Origin of the sequence: Stenotrophomonas koreensis (assembly GCF_001431525.1) — a bacterium.
Classification (GTDB): Bacteria; Pseudomonadota; Gammaproteobacteria; order Xanthomonadales; family Xanthomonadaceae; genus Stenotrophomonas; species Stenotrophomonas koreensis.
Genome location: NZ_LDJH01000002.1, coordinates 181,554 through 197,134, shown reverse-complemented (window position 1 = coordinate 197,134; position 15,581 = coordinate 181,554). Strand labels below are relative to the sequence as shown.

Annotated in this window: 12 protein-coding genes; 2 read left to right on the top strand and 10 right to left on the bottom strand. The window is 67.1% G+C overall.

Annotated features, from left to right (window positions below; genetic code table 11):
• From ABB25_RS01190 to ABB25_RS01170, 5 genes are all read right to left on the bottom strand, one after another.
• Nucleotides 1–3,399 (bottom strand): Hpt domain-containing protein (locus ABB25_RS01190; protein WP_211259272.1); only part of this gene is annotated, 3,399 nt, incomplete at its 3' end.
• A 114-nt stretch (nucleotides 3,400–3,513) separates the two neighbouring features.
• Complete coding sequence (locus ABB25_RS01185) at nucleotides 3,514–5,550, bottom strand: methyl-accepting chemotaxis protein (RefSeq protein ID WP_057662526.1); 2,037 nt, start codon at nucleotides 5,548–5,550, stop codon at nucleotides 3,514–3,516.
• 50 nt (nucleotides 5,551–5,600) lie between these two features.
• Nucleotides 5,601–6,131, bottom strand: a complete 531-nt coding sequence (locus tag ABB25_RS01180) for a chemotaxis protein CheW (protein WP_057662523.1) — start codon at nucleotides 6,129–6,131, stop codon at nucleotides 5,601–5,603.
• Nucleotides 6,131–6,493 (bottom strand): response regulator, encoded by a 363-nt coding sequence (locus ABB25_RS01175; RefSeq protein WP_057662520.1) that lies wholly within the window; start codon nucleotides 6,491–6,493, stop codon nucleotides 6,131–6,133. Before ABB25_RS01175 ends, ABB25_RS01180 begins: the two co-directional genes overlap by 1 nt.
• 18 nt (nucleotides 6,494–6,511) lie before the next feature.
• A complete protein-coding gene (locus ABB25_RS01170) occupies nucleotides 6,512–6,913 on the bottom strand; it encodes a response regulator (protein WP_057662515.1) in 402 nt (133 codons plus the stop codon).
• Nucleotides 6,914–7,176: 263 nt separating this feature from the next.
• Here ABB25_RS01170 and gshB point away from each other — a divergent pair, with 263 nt between their 5' ends.
• Both gshB and ABB25_RS01160 read left to right on the top strand, forming a co-directional pair.
• The gene (gene gshB, locus ABB25_RS01165; RefSeq protein WP_057662512.1) at nucleotides 7,177–8,127 is read left to right on the top strand and encodes a glutathione synthase; all 951 of its coding nucleotides are present in this window, start codon (nucleotides 7,177–7,179) and stop codon (nucleotides 8,125–8,127) included.
• Nucleotides 8,124–9,011, top strand: coding sequence for an energy transducer TonB (locus ABB25_RS01160; RefSeq protein ID WP_057662509.1), 888 nt, complete (start codon nucleotides 8,124–8,126; stop codon nucleotides 9,009–9,011). The genes gshB and ABB25_RS01160 overlap by 4 nt, the downstream gene beginning before the upstream one ends.
• A gap of 21 nt (nucleotides 9,012–9,032) precedes the next feature.
• Here the strand turns inward: ABB25_RS01160 and ABB25_RS01155 are convergent, their stop codons facing one another.
• Genes ABB25_RS01155 through mrcB form a run of 5 tightly spaced genes read right to left on the bottom strand, consistent with a single transcriptional unit; the run spans nucleotide 9,033 to nucleotide 15,529 of the window.
• Nucleotides 9,033–9,950 carry an ADP-ribosylglycohydrolase family protein gene (locus ABB25_RS01155; RefSeq protein ID WP_057662506.1) on the bottom strand — a complete coding sequence of 306 codons (918 nt, stop codon included), beginning with the start codon at nucleotides 9,948–9,950 and terminating at the stop codon, nucleotides 9,033–9,035.
• Entirely contained in the window at nucleotides 9,947–10,645 is a 699-nt protein-coding gene (gene tsaB / locus ABB25_RS01150) for a tRNA (adenosine(37)-N6)-threonylcarbamoyltransferase complex dimerization subunit type 1 TsaB (RefSeq protein WP_057662504.1), read from the bottom strand. The genes ABB25_RS01155 and tsaB overlap by 4 nt, the downstream gene beginning before the upstream one ends.
• A 5-nt stretch (nucleotides 10,646–10,650) precedes the next feature.
• The gene (yoaA, locus tag ABB25_RS01145) at nucleotides 10,651–12,678 is read right to left on the bottom strand and encodes a DNA repair helicase YoaA (RefSeq protein WP_057662500.1); all 2,028 of its coding nucleotides are present in this window, start codon (nucleotides 12,676–12,678) and stop codon (nucleotides 10,651–10,653) included.
• An 11-nt stretch (nucleotides 12,679–12,689) separates the two neighbouring features.
• Nucleotides 12,690–13,217, bottom strand: a complete 528-nt coding sequence (locus tag ABB25_RS01140) for a tetratricopeptide repeat protein (protein WP_057662497.1) — start codon at nucleotides 13,215–13,217, stop codon at nucleotides 12,690–12,692.
• On the bottom strand, nucleotides 13,214–15,529 hold the full coding sequence (gene mrcB, locus ABB25_RS01135; RefSeq protein WP_425477283.1) for a penicillin-binding protein 1B: 2,316 nt from the start codon (nucleotides 15,527–15,529) through the stop codon (nucleotides 13,214–13,216). The genes ABB25_RS01140 and mrcB overlap by 4 nt, the downstream gene beginning before the upstream one ends.
• Nucleotides 15,530–15,581: the final 52 nt, after the last annotated feature.

The window sequence follows — 15,581 nt, the reverse complement described above, 5'->3', positions numbered from 1 at the left end:
CACGCCAGCCGGCACTTCCGGCTCGGCCACGGCGTCGACCAGCGACGCTTCGCTGACCGCAGTGTCTTCCACCGGTTCCAGCCCGACGTCTGCCAGTTCGTGCGCCAGCACCGGTTCGGCGGCATCGAACGTGCCCGAGGCCAGTTCCGGCGCCTGGGCCGAGGCCAGCAACTCCTGCCCCGCTGCATTGACCATGGCATCAATGGCACTGAAATCGGGCAGTTGCAGCCCGCTGTCATCGATATACGCACTCATGTCGCCGACCACCAGGCTGGCGGAGTGGTCAACCACCAACGTATCGGCAAGCGGCTCGGCCGGCAGATCCGGCATGCCGGGCGGCACCTGCTCGCTTTCCCAGCCCTCGTCACTGCCGATCAGCGGATTGCGCGCTTCAGGCAACAGATCCACCTGGGCCTGCAGCTGCGCACTCAGTGCGCTGAAGCGGGGAATCAACGGATGCTCGGCCTGCAGCGCCTGCAGGGTCTGCGAAATGGCTTGCGCGGCACCGGAAAGCGCGGCAATGGCCGCCAGCGACGGCGCCTCGGCCGTGGCCAGCAGGCGCTTGACCAGGGATTCACCCGGCCCGGTTACCGCGGTGATTTCCGGCACCTCGGTCATGGCAAAGGCGCCACTCATGGTGTGCACGGCGCGCAGCAGGGACTCATCCACCGGCTGCGGCTGCCGCTCGCAGGCTGCCAGCCAGGCGTGCAGGGTGGCCAGATGGGTGGTGACCTCGGCCTGCAGGATATCCAGCAGCACGCTGTCGACCTGCGCCGGCGTGCCTTCCACCACGGTCAGCAGCGGCTCGGACTCCGGCTCCGGCACGGCGGCCGTTTCGACGGTATCGGCGGTATCGGCGCTGGCCGCCTGCGGGCGCGCAGCCGGGATGTAATGGATTTCCTCGCCAGCGGCGATGCGATCGGCAACCCCCTGGATCGCCATCAGGTCTGCAGTGACGATACTGCCAGCCTGCAGCGCGGCATACAGCTGCGGCAGCACTTCCTCCACGGCCAAGGTGACCATCGCCACCACGGCCGGGCTGGCCGGACGCAGGCCGTCGCGCACGCGGTTGAGCATGCTTTCGATGGCCCAGCTGAACTCACCCAGGGTGCGTGCACCGACCAGGCGGCCACTGCCCTTGAGGGTATGGAAGATCCGTCGCACCGGCAGCAGCAGTTCCGCCTGCCCCGGGTTTGCCGACCATGCCGGCAGCATCGAGCGCAGGTTGGCCAGTTCCTCGTCGAACTCCTCCAGGAACACCTCGCGGATTTCCAGGGTATCGGCGTCCACCAGCTGGCCGTTGTCCTGGAAACCATCCTGGTTGGGCACAGCTGGCACAGCGGGCGCGGCCGCCTCTGCCGGCGGGGCTGTGGCCACCCCGGCAGCAGGAAGGGCCAGCGCACTGTCATCGAGCGAGGAGAAAAACGCCGCTTCTTCGGCATTCCAGTCCAGGGCCTGCGGGATGATCACGCTGGCACCGGCATCCAGGGATACCTCGGTCTGGACACTTCCACTGTCGGCAACGGTCGGCAACACGGCCGTACGCAGTTCGTCCTCTACCGCCTGGCCACGGCCACTGTATGCCGGCGGTTCATCGCCCGGCTCCAGTGCCTGCAGGTCATCGACCAGCAATGCGCCATCCAGCGGCGCGATCGCCACCGGTTCGGAAAGCGGCGCTGCAGCATGCTCGGCCAGCAACGGATCAAAGTGCTGGAACTGGGCCTGACCGGTCAATGGCGGGGACAGCGCATCGGCGGTGGCCTCCAGTTCCAGCGGCAGGATGGCGAGCGGCTGCTCGGTTACAACGTCAAATTCTTCGCGTTCGGCATTGACCGGATCAAACGGGCTGTGGCTGTTGGGCGGCAGCTGGTTGGATGCGGCAAATACATACGGATAGTCGTCCGCCGGCGGCAACGCTGAAGCGGACACGACCACGCTGTCCTGGTCCGGCGCAGCAGCGGCACGCGGCATATCGGCTTCGGCTTCGGCTTCGGCTTCGGCTTCGGCTTCGGCTTCAGTTTCTGCTTCGGCAGGCAGTTGGGCGTCGCCTGCGGCAACGGCTTGCAGCCCGGTGTCGGCAGCCAGCCCACTGTCCAGTGCGGGCGCAACCACAGCCTCCGGCGCCAGCGACGACGCTGGCACCGTGGCGTCCTGCATCTCGGGCAGCGGCCAATAGCGCAGCGCCTGCAGCGAACTGCGGCTGATTTCAAGAATTTCGGCACCACCCGGGCGGCGCTCACGCACGCCTTCCAGGAAATACTCCAGCGAGGCCATTGCATCGGCCAGGGTATCGAGCTGGCGGCCACTGGGAACCCGCAGCCGGCCAATCAGTTCGGTCTGGATGTAGCGCTGGACGCCGGTGACGTACTGCGCCGGCTCGTCCATTTCCAGGATGCGCAGCGCACCGGCAACATCACCGAGCAGACGCGGCACATCGGCCAGCCGGGAGTGATCCCAGTTGGTCTCGATGAAGGCGACAAAATGCTCGCGCGCATGGGCAAAATTGGTGATCGCCTCGGCGGCCAGAACCTCCACCGTGCGCTGGGTCTCCAGCGCCGCGGGGTCTTCCTCACGCCGCCCCAACGAGCCGAGGCTGGCCACCTGCTCGTCCAGCGAGGCATCGACGTACAGCAGTGCGCCGGCAATCTCCAGCAACAGGTCTTCATCGATGTTGGATTGTTTTTCGACCACCTCGACCAGGGCCTTGCGCTGACCGAGCACCAGCTCGCGTGCGCCATCGAGCCCCATCATCGCCAGGGTATCGGCCACCGCACCGAGCTGGTTGACCTGGGCCTGCAGGGCCGAGGACGGTGCGCCTGTGCGCAGGTGCAGGTCCAGCGCATCCTTGATGCGCAGCAGCTCTTCCTTGACCACGCCGCCGACGGTGGACAACAGCTCGCGGTTGCGTCCGGCCAGCGAACCGCGCGCATGCTCCAGCTCCTCGGCGCTGATATCGGAGGCTTCCGGGCCAAAGGCCAGCAGAACGCTTTCGTTGAGCACGTCCGCGCCGCGTGCGGCACGGATTTCATTGAGCAGCGGCAGCAGCACGATCGGAATGTCGCGGTGGCCGTCCTGCAGGCGCTCCAGGTAATCCGGCAGCAGCACCGTGCCGCGCATCAGCACCGCACAGGCTTCTTCGGTATCGGCTACCGCGCCCTGGTGCACCGCGTGGGCAAGCAGCTCGAGCTCTTCGGCCACCAGTGCCGGCGCATACAGCTCGACCATGCGCAGGGTGCCCTGGACCTGATGCAACCAGGCCGCGGCCTGCAGCATCGGCTGGCCGTTGTCAGGCTCTTCCACATAGTCCTGGATCTGCTGGCGCATCTGCAGCAGCGTCTGGTCAAGCTCCGGCTTGACCCACCCCAGGGCAGCATGACTCATCGCCTCACGCGTACTCATGGCGGTGCTCCATCGGCAATGTGATGCCCGGCGCAGTGGCAGCCATGGGCAGGTTGAAAACAATACGGCTACGGCTCATTCTTCGTTTCCCTGATGCAACGGCCAGAGCCCGACTCATGCCGGCAGCTTGAAGTCGGCCACAGAGCGACGCAGGTCCGCAGCCAGCTGGGCCAGGTGACCGATCGATTCGGCGGTATGGCTGGCGCCGGTCGAGGTCTGGCTGGTGATCTGACGGATCACACCCATGGTCTGGGTGATGTCCGTTGCCGCTGCCGACTGCTGCTGTGCGGCCACCGAGATGTTCTTGATCAGGGTGTTCAAGGCGTTGGACACGCGCTCGATTTCGGTCAGCGCGGTACCGGCGTCCTCGGCCAGACGGGCACCGGAGACCACTTCGGCGGTGGTCTGCTCCATCGAGGAGACCGCTTCGTTGGTATCGGCCTGAATGGCCTGCACCAGGCCTTCGATCCGGCGGGTTGCACCGGAGGTGCGTTCTGCCAGGCGCTGCACTTCGTCGGCCACCACCGCAAAGCCGCGACCGGCCTCACCGGCGCTGGCCGCCTGCACGGCAGCGTTCAATGCCAGGATGTTGGTTTGCTCGGAAATGTCGTTGATCAGTTCCACGATCGAGCCGATTTCCTGCGAGGACTCACCCAGGCGCTTGATGCGCTTGGAGGTTTCCTGGATCTGGTCACGGATCTGGTCCATGCCCTGGATGGTCTCGCGCACCACACCGGCACCTTCGGCGGCGATCACCACCGAACGCTGTGCCACTTCGGCCGACTCGGCCGAGTTGCGCGACACCTGCTCGATCGAGGTTGCCACTTCGGCAATACGCTCGGAGGCGGAGTTGATCTGGTCGGCCTGGTGACCGGCCGCGTCGGCCAGCTGCAGTGCGGTACTGCGGCTGGATTCGGTTGCCTCGGCCACCTTTCCGGCGGTGGAGTTGATGGTGGTCACCATGTGACGCATCTCATCGACCGCGTAGTTGATTGCGTCGGCGATGGCGCCGGTCATGTCCTCGGTCACCGAGGCCTTGACGGTCAGGTCACCCTCACCGAGCGAGCTGATTTCATCCAGCAGCCGCATGATCGCCTGCTGGTTGCGGCTGTTGAATTCCACCTGGGCCTGGTAACGCAGGTCCTGCTCACGCGAGCGGCTGCGCACGGTGGTGTAGAAGAAGCCGATGATCGACACCAGCGACAGGCCGCCGAAGATCACCGACCACCAGAAGTTGGGGAAAATGCGCTTGTCGCGCACCGAACCGAAGGCAGAGAAGCTCTGCATCAGCGCGCGGCTGTCAGCCAGCATCTTGTCCGAGTCGGCAGCCAGCGCGGCCGAAGCGGCCTGGGCGGCGAACAGGTTGCGCGAGGAGGCCAGCATCGCGTCGGCGTCCTTCTTCATGCCCTGCCAGACCTCGGCGGACTTTTCCAGCGCGGCCAGCGCCGACGGGCTGCGCACTGCCGCCACGTTCAATTCGGCATTGCCGTTGCGCAGGCCATCGAGCATCTGGCTGAACACCACCATGTCGCGAGCCATCGCATCACCGGCAGCACGCGCACCCGGGCCACCGGCACGCATTTCGGTCACGCGGCGGGCCATCGTGCCGGCCACCACCACCTGCTGCAGCGCGTTGTAGATCTGGCTGGCCTGGGCGCCGGAAGCGGTCATCGCGCGGACCACCTCGTTCAGTTCAGCCTGCAGCGCCGGAACCGAGGCCACGAAATTGTCGGCATGGCCGGCCAGGGCCAGCACTGCCGGCTCGGACTGGACGATCTGGCCGGCACGTTCGGCCATCGGATTCCAGGTATTGGTCAGTTCGCGCAGCGGCGCGGCCACACCGGCCTCTTCACCAAAGCGTCCCTGCAGGCCGTTGACCGTGGTTTCGATCGCCGCGCGGGTGTCTTTGAATTCATTGAAAGCCGGCGCATTGCCGGCCACCGCTTCACGGCCCTGGATGGCCAGGCGCTGGGAAAGCACCTGCAGGTCGGCAGCCCCGTCCTGGCCACCGGCCAGACGGCCGCTCTGCCAGGTGGCCACACCGGTATTGGCACCGAAGACCAGCATCGACAACAGCAACAGGCCAAGCCAGAAGTTGGCGCCCAGGTTACCGAGCTTGCTCGAAGTGGTGGTGTCAGACGCATTACTCATCAGGTCAGACCTCAAGTCAGCGATTTTTAAGCACACAGACCCGCCGCCGGTCAGGCGGCAGCGTGGCGGAATTCAGGAGTGCGCGAAAGCAGGGAGAGCGAGAAAACGCCCCAGTCATGACCATCGTCGCGATAGGCACGATCGACGAAATAGCGGTAGCGGTCTTGCGCCAGCCTGCCCGGCTCCACCGCCTGCTCGGGGGTGAAGCTGCGCTGGCCGTAGAGTTCATCGATGGTCAGGGCGACGTCACCGCCGGCCTGGCGCACGATCAGCACGCGCTGGCCTTCACTCAAGCTGGTGAACTGGCCTTCCAGGAAATATTTCAGGTCAATCACCGGGAACAGGTTGCCGCGCAGGTTGCCTACGCCCAGCAACCAGGGCTGCGCCCCCGGCACCACGGTGACCTGCGGCATCGGCACGATTTCCACCACCTCGCGGAAATCAGACACCAGGCGGCGGTTGCCGATCCGGTAGCCGACCCCGCGCCACAGCTCCGCGGCGAACTCACGCCCGGGCAGCTGCACCGCATGCTGCAGGCTGCGCTGCTCATACGCTTCCAGAATATCGAAGGGCGAACGCATCAGTTCACCAGCTGGTTGATGCGCGCGATCAGATCTTCTTCGCGTGGCGGTTTGACGATGTAATCCACGGCGCCCTGGCGCAAGCCCCAGGCCTTGTCCGTTTCCATGTTCTTGGTGGAAACGATCAGCACCGGAATCTGCCGGGTCGCCTCGTCGCGGGCCAGCGCACGGGTTGCCTGGAAGCCGCTCATGCCCGGCAGCACGACGTCCATCAGCACCAGGCACGGATGATGCTCGCGCGCCAGCTTCAAGCCATCTTCGGCATTGTCGGCCGCCAGCACCTGATGCCCGGCGCGCTCCAGCCACTGTGTGAAAACCGCCCGGTCAGTCGGCGAGTCGTCGATCAACAGAATCGTTGCCATGTACCTGCCCCCCCTTGGTCAGGTGTTTACGTAGGTGCGGATTGCCCCGAGCAGCTCATCGCGGGTGAATGGCTTGGTCAGGTACTGCTCCGACCCGACAATTCGACCGCGCGCCTTGTCAAACAGGCCATCCTTGGAGGACAGCATGATCACCGGCGTGGCCTTGAAGCGCGGATTGCTCTTGATCAGCGTGCAGGTCTGATAGCCATCCAGACGCGGCATCATGATGTCCACGAAAATGATCTGCGGCTGTTGATCGGCGATCTTGGCCAGGGCCTCGAAACCGTCCGTGGCGGTTACCACTTCACAACCCTCGCGCTTGAGCAGTGTTTCCGCCGTGCGTCGAATGGTCTTCGAATCATCGATGACCATGACTTTAAGCCCCGCGAGCTCCCCGCCCGCGGCCATGTTTTCAGCCATTGAGTTTTCCCCATGCATGGCGTGGTAAGCCAATGCGCAACGCCATTGCGAAAGCGCATGTATATCCCAATCCTGCCGGCAACTGTCAAGCAACGACCATTTGGTGATGCTGCCGGAGCATCGGATGAGACGCCCATCACAGTTATCTGCGCAGCGATTGCCCGTCCATTCTGCCATTTCCCCGTCCTTCATGGGGCAGGTCCACGCAATCGGCAAGCAACTCGCTACCATGTAGCCCGGCTTATCGATGCAGGCGTTTGAACATGACCTTGGATGTGATCGTGGTGATGGATCCGATCGAGACGATCAAGATCGCCAAAGACACCACTTTTGCCATGCTGCTGGAAGCACAGCGGCGCGGACATCGCCTGCATTACGTCCGTCCCGGTGGCCTGGCCATTGCCGACGGTACGGCCCTGGCCACGACCGCGCCGCTGCAGGTGGCCGACAACCCGTCCCAGTGGTACCAGCTCGGTGACTGGTCCAGCACTCGCTTTGGTCCGGGCCAGGTGGTGCTGATGCGCAAGGATCCGCCGTTTGATGCCCAGTTCCTCTACGACACCCAGGTGCTTTCGCTGGCGCAGGCCGCCGGCGCCTGCGTGGTCAACAATCCACAGGGACTGCGCGACTACAACGAAAAGCTCGCCGCGCTGCTGTTCCCGCAATGCTGCCCGCCGACCCTGGTCAGCCGCGATGCGGCGGCGCTGAAGGCCTTCGTGCTCGAACACGGCCAGGCCGTACTCAAGCCGCTGGACGGGATGGGCGGTCGCTCGATCTTCCGTTCCGGCAACGGCGACCCGAATCTGAATGTAATTCTGGAAACCCTGACCGATGGTGGCCGCCAGCTGGCCCTGGCCCAGCGCTTCATCCCGGACATCAGCGCCGGCGACAAGCGCATCCTGCTGGTGGACGGGGTGCCGGTGGACTACTGCCTGGCCCGCATCCCGCAGGGCGATGAGTTCCGCGGCAACCTGGCCGCCGGTGGACGTGGCGAGGGACGGCCGCTGAGCGAGCGTGACCGCTGGATCGCCGCCCAGGTCGGCCCGGAGATGAAGCGCCGCGGCATGCGCTTTGTCGGCCTTGACGTGATCGGCGACTACCTGACCGAAGTCAACGTCACCAGCCCGACCTGTGCGCGGGAGCTGGATGCCCAGTTCGGCCTGAACATTGCCGGCCAGTTGTTCGATGCCATCGAAGCCGACCTGAAACAATGAGCCCTGCGGTTTCCGTCCTGCCTGCGCGCGCACCCGAGTCGGGCCGCCTGGGCGCCACCCTGACCCTGTCCCTGCTGCTGCACGCGATGCTGCTGGTCGGTATTGGTTTCACTGTCAGTGATCCGGCCGCGCTGGTACCGACGCTGGATGTCATCTTCAGCCAGACCAGCACCCCGCTGACCCCGAAGCAGGCCGATTTCCTGGCCCAGGCCAACCAGGTCGGCGGCGGTGAGGATGAGGCCGCGCAACGCCCGCGCGAGCCCCAGGCCGGCTTTGTGCCGCGCAGCCGCGAAGGTGTCGCGCCACTGCCGCAGCAGGCGCGCAGTGCCGCCGAGCAGCCACCGCCGCAGGCACGGGTGATCAGCAGCCACAACAGCGAGCAGCCACACCCTGCAGCACAGGCAAGGACACCGCCGGAACAGCCGCGCCCGGATGCGGCCTTGAATGCGCGCGAGCAGCGCGATGCCGAGATGGCCCGCCTGGCGGCCGAGGTCCACCTGCGCTCGGAGCAATACGCCAAGCGCCCGACCCGCAAGTTTGTCTCCGCCTCCACCCGCGAATACGCCTACGCCAACTACCTGCGCGCCTGGGTGGACCGTGCCGAGCGGGTAGGCAACCTGAACTACCCCGACCAGGCACGCCAGCAGCGGTTGGGCGGACAGGTGGTGATCACCGTCGGCGTCCGCCGCGATGGCTCGCTGGAAAGTGCGCGCGTGCTGCGCAGCTCGGGCACGCCGCTGCTTGATGATGCCGCGCTGCGCATCGTGCAGCTGGCCCAGCCGTTCCCGCCGCTGCCCGAGGCCGGCGATGGCGTGGATATCCTGCAGGTCACCCGGACCTGGAGCTTCCTGCCCGGCGGCACCCTGCGCGACGTCGACCGCTGAGCCGACGCCGCGCGGGCAGGCTCAGCCCAGCAGTGCCTGCTGGTAGAGCTGGTCGCTGAGCTGGTTGATCAGTTCGGCCTGGACGATGCGCTGGCGCCAGGCTTCCGGAATCGCCTGTACCCCGTAGTAGGCACCGGCCAGCTGGCCACAGATCGCCGCGGTGGTGTCGGCGTCATCGCCAAGGTTGGCCGCCGCCAGCACCGCCTGCTCGAAGCTGTCGGTGGTGGCAAAGCACCACAGCGCCGCACGCAGCGACTCGACCACGTAACCGCTGCCACGGATGCCCTGCGCCTGCCAGGCGGCGACATCGCCGCGGGCGATATCGACAATGGCCGGCGCACTGACCCGGGCCCGGTGACCGACCAGGATCAGGTGCTTGTCCTCACCATTGAGCGCATGCCGCAGCTGGGTGGCAAACAGCCGACTGGCATCCTGTGCCTCCTCGGCGCCGTGGGTGGTGCGGGTGGCCTCGGCGGCGAAGTGGCTGGTTTCCGGAGCCTGCAGCGCCCAGGCCATGGCCACCGGCGCCAGCCGCATCAGCCCGCCATTGCCGGCCGTGTGCGCCTGGGTACTGCCGGCCATCGGCTCGCCGGTGCGCTCGAAACGCTCCAGGGCATCGCGCACCGTATTGCCGATATCGAAGCAGTGGCCGGTACTGCTCAGGTAGCCCTCGCGGTACCAGCGCAGGTAGCGCTGCATCTGGTCATGCGGGTCAAAGCCGCCACGCTCGACCAGGCTGGTGGCCAGGCACAGCGCCATCGCGGTGTCATCGGTCCACTGCCCGGGCTGCAGGTTGAACGGCCCGCCACCAACCATGTCGGTGATCGGCTCAAAGCTGCCGGGGGGCTTGAATTCCAGCGTGGTACCCAGGGCATCGCCTACCGCCAGGCCGAGCAGGCAGCCGCGGAAGCGGGCCCGTGCCGAAGCACGCGCGGTCATGCGCGGGCCTCCCGCAGCGCCTGCTGCTCGGCAATGGTCAAGGCCACGTTGTTGCGCAGGTAGGCCGGCTCGACCCGTTCCGGGGCGATCGCCTCGCCGCGCGCAAATGCAGCCACGGCCAGACTGGCGACATCGGCCGCATGCGGCAAGGCACCGGCATCAACACCGGCCAGCGCGGCGCCAGCGGCCTGCACCAGGGCCCCATCGAGGGCGGCAAAGCCGGTGCCCACACCAAACCAGCCCCGGCCTTCCAGCACCAGTGCCTGCGGCGGCATGACCTGCTCGGCATCGATGGCCTGCCACTGGCCATCAGCACAGGCAAAGCGCCCGGCGTAGACCTCGCCCATGCGCGCATCAATGGCCGCCAGCACCTGCTGCTGGCCCACCGGCGCACGCAACGCCAGCGCCTGCAGGGTGGAGACCGCCAGCAGCGGACGATCAATGGCCAGGGCAATGCCCTGGGCAATGGCAATGGCCAGGCGCACACCGGTGAACGCACCGGGGCCACGACTGATGGCCACGGCATCGAGCTGGCGGCGGGAGATCCCGGCCTCGGCCAGCAGCTGTCCGGCCCAGGGCAGGGTCAATTCGGCATGCCGGCGCGGGGCGATTTCAAAGCGCTCAATCACCGTGCCGTCGACATGGACTGCCACCGAACAGGCTTCGGTGGCGGTTTCAATGGCTAGCAGTTTCATTGTTTCTACTCATCAAACAGGTCATCAGTGTGCGCCGCTGGCGCACCCGGCGCATCCATGCCGGGGCGCTGGCCGAAAAAGGCCTGCACATCGGCCAGCTGCTGAGTGCAGCGCAGCGCCGGCAGGGAACGGAAAAACACCTTGCCATAGCTGCGCGCCTGCAGCCGGCGGTCGCACAGCACCAGCACCCCACGGTCGATTTCGCTGCGCAGCAGGCGGCCCACACCCTGCTTGAGCGCGATCACTGCCTGCGGCAGCTGCTCGTCACGGAACGGGTTGCCGCCGGCACGCTCGATGGCCTCCAGCCGCGCGGCGAACACCGGGTCATCCGGGGCGGCGAAGGGCAGCTTGTCGATCACCACCACGCTGAGCGCATCGCCGACCACATCCACGCCCTCACGGAAACTGGCGGTGCCCAGCAGCACGCCATTGCCGGCGTCACGGAAACGCTGCAGCAACACCGCACGCGGCGCACTGCCCTGCACGAACAGCGGCCACTGCGCATCGGCCAGTGCCTGCGCCGCCTCGCGCAGCGCGCGGTGCGAGGCAAACAACAAAAAGGCGCGGCCGCCGGAAGCCTGCAACACCGGCCGGATCGCAGCCAGCTGGGCGGCGCCGAAGCTGGCCGCAGCCGGATCCGGCAAGCCGGGCGGCAGGTAGCACAGTGCCTGCTGCTGCCAGTCAAACGGGCTGGGCAGGCTCAATGTCGCCGGGTCATCCAAACCAAGGCGCGCGGCGATGTGCTCAAACCCACCGCCCACGGTCAGCGTGGCCGAGGTGAAAATCCACGCCGCGTTGGTGGCCTTGCGGTGTTCACGCAGCGGGCCGGAAACATCCATAGGCGTGATCTGGCAACGCATCCCCCGCGCGGTGAGTTCATACCAGCGCACCTGCGCTGGGCTGTCGGACGCTGCCTGCGCAGCAACCGCGTCGTCGCCATCGAACCATCCCGGCTCGGCGGCGGCATCGAGCCACTGCTGCAGCAGGCGCCGGGCCAGCTGCGCGCGTGCATGGCAGGCCAGCAGTCCGGCCGAGGTATCGCGTACCCCGGCCAGGGCCTGGAGCAGACGCTCCAGGCTGTCCTCCAGCTGCTCGAATCCATCGGCCACCCCGGGCTGCAGCATCGCCGCCCACTGGGTACCGCGCACCGGCAATACCGCCATCGCCTGGCGCAACTGGTGCAGGTCCTGGGCCAGCTGTGCCGCCGGCCCGGCCACCACACTGCCGGCCGCGGCAACCTGGCCAGCCTCGCGCTCGCTGTCCAGCGCCAGCTCCAGCAGCTGCCGCGAACCGAAGCTGTGGCCAAAAAAATTCGCCGCCAACTCCGGCAGCTGGTGCGCCTCGTCGATGACAAAGGCCTGTGCACCGGGCAGGATTTCGCCAAAGCCCTCCTGCTTGAGGGCCAGGTCGGCCAGCAGCAGATGGTGATTGACCACGACCAGGTCGGCGGCCTGTGCGCGTTGCCGCGCCTGCACGACAAAGCAGTCACCCCAGAACGGACAGTCGTGGCCCAGGCAGTTGTCCTGGGTGGAGGTGATCTGCGGCAGCAGCGGCGAATCCTCGCCCAGCCAGCTCAGACCGCTGATGTCGCCGTCCTGGCTGCGCCCTGCCCAGCTGGCCACCTGTGCCAGCTGCTGCAGCTGTTGCGGTGATTGCGGCGCGGTCAATGCCTGCCCGGTACGGTAACGGCACAGGTAGTTGGCGCGCCCCTTCAACAACGCACTGCGCAGACGCACGCCCAGTGCCTGCTGCAGCCGCGGCAGGTCACGGTGGAACAGCTGGTCCTGCAGCGCGCGGGTGCCGGTGGAGATGATCGTGCGCTTGCCCGACAGCAGCACCGGCACCAAGTAGGCAAAGGTCTTGCCGGTACCGGTACCGGCCTCGGCCAGCAGGACATCAAGTTGTTCGATTGCACTGGCGATGGCAGCGGCCAGCTGCTGCTGCGCCGGACGCGGGGAAAAACCGTCGAGCATGCTCGACAGTGCCCCGCCCGGCGCCAGCGCCGCGGCCGTCTGCATTTCCAGCCAGGACACCGGGCGCTGCCTTAAAACCGCTGGATCGGCGGCACCGTGCAGCCTTCGATCTGGGCATGGGCCGAATCGGCATTGATGGCCTCCTCGCGCGCCTGACGGGCCTGCCAGATGGTGGCCCAGTGCCGGCGGCACAGCGGCCCGGTACGCGAGCCCAGGTCCAGCGCGCGGCGTGCGTACTGTTCGGCCTGGTGCGGATCGGCGGCCAGCAGTGCCAGCTCGGCACGCTCCTGCAGCAGCGCCGGGTCGCTGTCGAGCAGGCTCAAGGCATGCTCCAGCGCGCTGATGGCCTGGGCCAGGTCGCCCTGACCGCGGGCATCGCGCGCCTGCTCACGCAGGTCCTCCACCTGCGGATCGCGCAGCGGCTGCACACTGAGCTCGTCATCCACACTGCTGGCCAGCGCCTCCACCTGGGCCAGGCGCTGCGCCGGGCTCACCGGGTCCACAAATACCGGCGGCGGCGCGCTGGTGCTGCGGCAACCGGCCAAGGCCAGCAGCGCAGCCACGAGCAGGGCCGGGGGCGATGGGAATTGCCGGCTCATGGCTGCTCCGGCTCGGTCTGGGGAGATTCGGCTGCACGCGGCGGCAGCCCGAACCAGCTACGCCAGCCCCCGCCCTGCTCCGGCTCGGTGATCACTTCCGGCTCGACCGGTGCGCAGGGCACATAGGCCGGGGCAAAACCGGCAACGAACGGCAGCCGTCGGGCACCGGGGCAGCCCTCATCGGTGGCCTCGTTGCGGCCATCGGCCAGCCAGGCCCATTCCAGGCCCTGGTTGGAGACAGTCAGACGCGAGCTGGGCAGCTTCTTGAAAATGCCCGACCAGACCCGCATCGCACCGCTGGCGCCATACAGGCCGGTCGGCTCGTTCTGGTCATTGCCCATCCAGACCACGGCCAGGTGGTCGCCGGTGTAGCCGGCATACCAGCTGTCGCGGCCATCATTGGAAGTACCGGTCTTGCCGGCCGCATCCAGCCGGCCCAGGCCATCGGCCAGCAGGCCGCGTGCAGTACCGGCGCTGACCACCTGCTGCAGGGCCACGGTGACCAGGTTGGCCGCCACCCGGTCGCCATCCTGCGCCGGTGCCGGGGTGTTGTCATAGCGCTTGAGCAGGGTGCCATCGGCGGCCACCACCCCGCGCACCGCATGCAGCGGCTGGATCTGGCCACCGGAAGCGAGGAATTGATACAGCTGGGCCATCGCATACGGGCTTTGATCGGTCGAGCCCAGGATCAGCGCCGGGTTGCCCTCGGCCTTGATCCCTGCCAGCACGTTGATCAACTGCGCCAGCCGCTCCGGACCGGCATCCATGCCGATGCGCACTGTGGCCTGGTTGTAGGAGTTTGCCAGCGCATCGATCATGCGCACGCTGCCATGGCTGCGGCCATCGGAATTGCCCGGCTTCCACTGCCGTCCGCGCGACAACTGCACGGTGACCGGCGAATCATCGACATAGGTAGCCAGCGACCACTGGTTGGGCCTGGCCAGGCCCAGCATGTAGACAAACGGCTTGAGCAGCGAGCCGACCGGGCGCTGCGCCTCGACGGCGCGGTTGAAACCATGCTCGCCCGGGTCACGCGAGCCGACCACGGCCAGCACATCGCCGCTGTGCACATCGGTCAGCACCAGCCCGGTCTGCAGCTCGGGACGACGGCGGTTTTCCAGGGTCTTGATGGTATGCGCGACCGCGCCTTCGGCATACGCCTGGGCCGAGGGCGACATCCCGGTGAACACGCTCAGCCCGGCGCCCTGCAATGCGCTTTCCGGGTAGTCCTTGCCGAGCTGACGGCGGACCAGGTCGATATAGCCGGGGAAACGGTTGGCCGCGACCAGCCCGGGCTGGTCGGGGACACCCAGCGGTGCGGCCTTGGCGCGGTCATGTTCGGCCTGGTCGATCAGGCCATTTTCCAGCAGCTTGCCGAGCACGAAATTGCGCCGGTCCAGCGCACGCTCCGGCTGCCGCCGCGGGTCGTAATACGAGGGCCCCTTGACCAGGCCGATCAGCAGCGCGATCTGCTCGGTGGACAGCCCGTCCACGCGCCGGCCGAACCAGAACTCCGCGCCCGAGCCCATGCCATGGATGGCCTGGCTGCCGCGCTGGCCCAGGTAGACCTGGTTCAGGTAGGCCTCGAGGATGGTGCGTTTGTCATAGCGCACCTCCATGATGATCGCGTACAGGATTTCGTTGAACTTGCGCCGCAGCGTGCGCTCCTTGCCGATGCCGAGCAGGCCGGAACGGGCCAGCTGCTGGGTCAGGGTCGAGGCACCCTGACGGGTCTGCCCGCCCGAGCGCACCGTCACCCAGAGCGCACGGATGATGCCGCTGAGATCGATGCCGTGGTGGCGGCTGAAATCGCGGTCCTCCACCGCCTGCAGGCCGGTCACCAGCAGGTCGGGCACTTCTTCCAGCCGCACCAGCCGGCGTTCTTCCTGCTTGGAGCCGTACAGGGTCGCAATACGTGCCGGGTCCAGCCGCGCCGCGCGCAACGTATCGCCCCCAACCGCCGCCACCCGGCTGACCTGCGAACCGGACAGGCGCACTTCGATGCGTTGTGCCGGCACCCGGCCGTCGACATCGATGTAGCCCCGGCTGGAAATCACAAAACGGTTGCCATCGCGCAGGTAGGTCGACACCGCCTGGCCCTTGCCGTCATCGATGTAGCCGGCCGCCGCCAGCTCCACGCGCAGGGTGGCCGCATCCATCGCCACCCCCGGTGCCAGCACCAGCGGCCGCGCATACACCCGGGTCGGCACCTGCCAGCGCAGCTGGCCGAAGCGTTCGCTGACCTGGTTGTTCAGGTGCACCACGTACGGGATCAGGAACCCCAGTGCCAAGGCCAGCAAAGCCAATGTCACGGTGAGCAGGCGCCCGCGCAGTACAGGCGCAGGTGGCGAAGAGCGTTTGGAA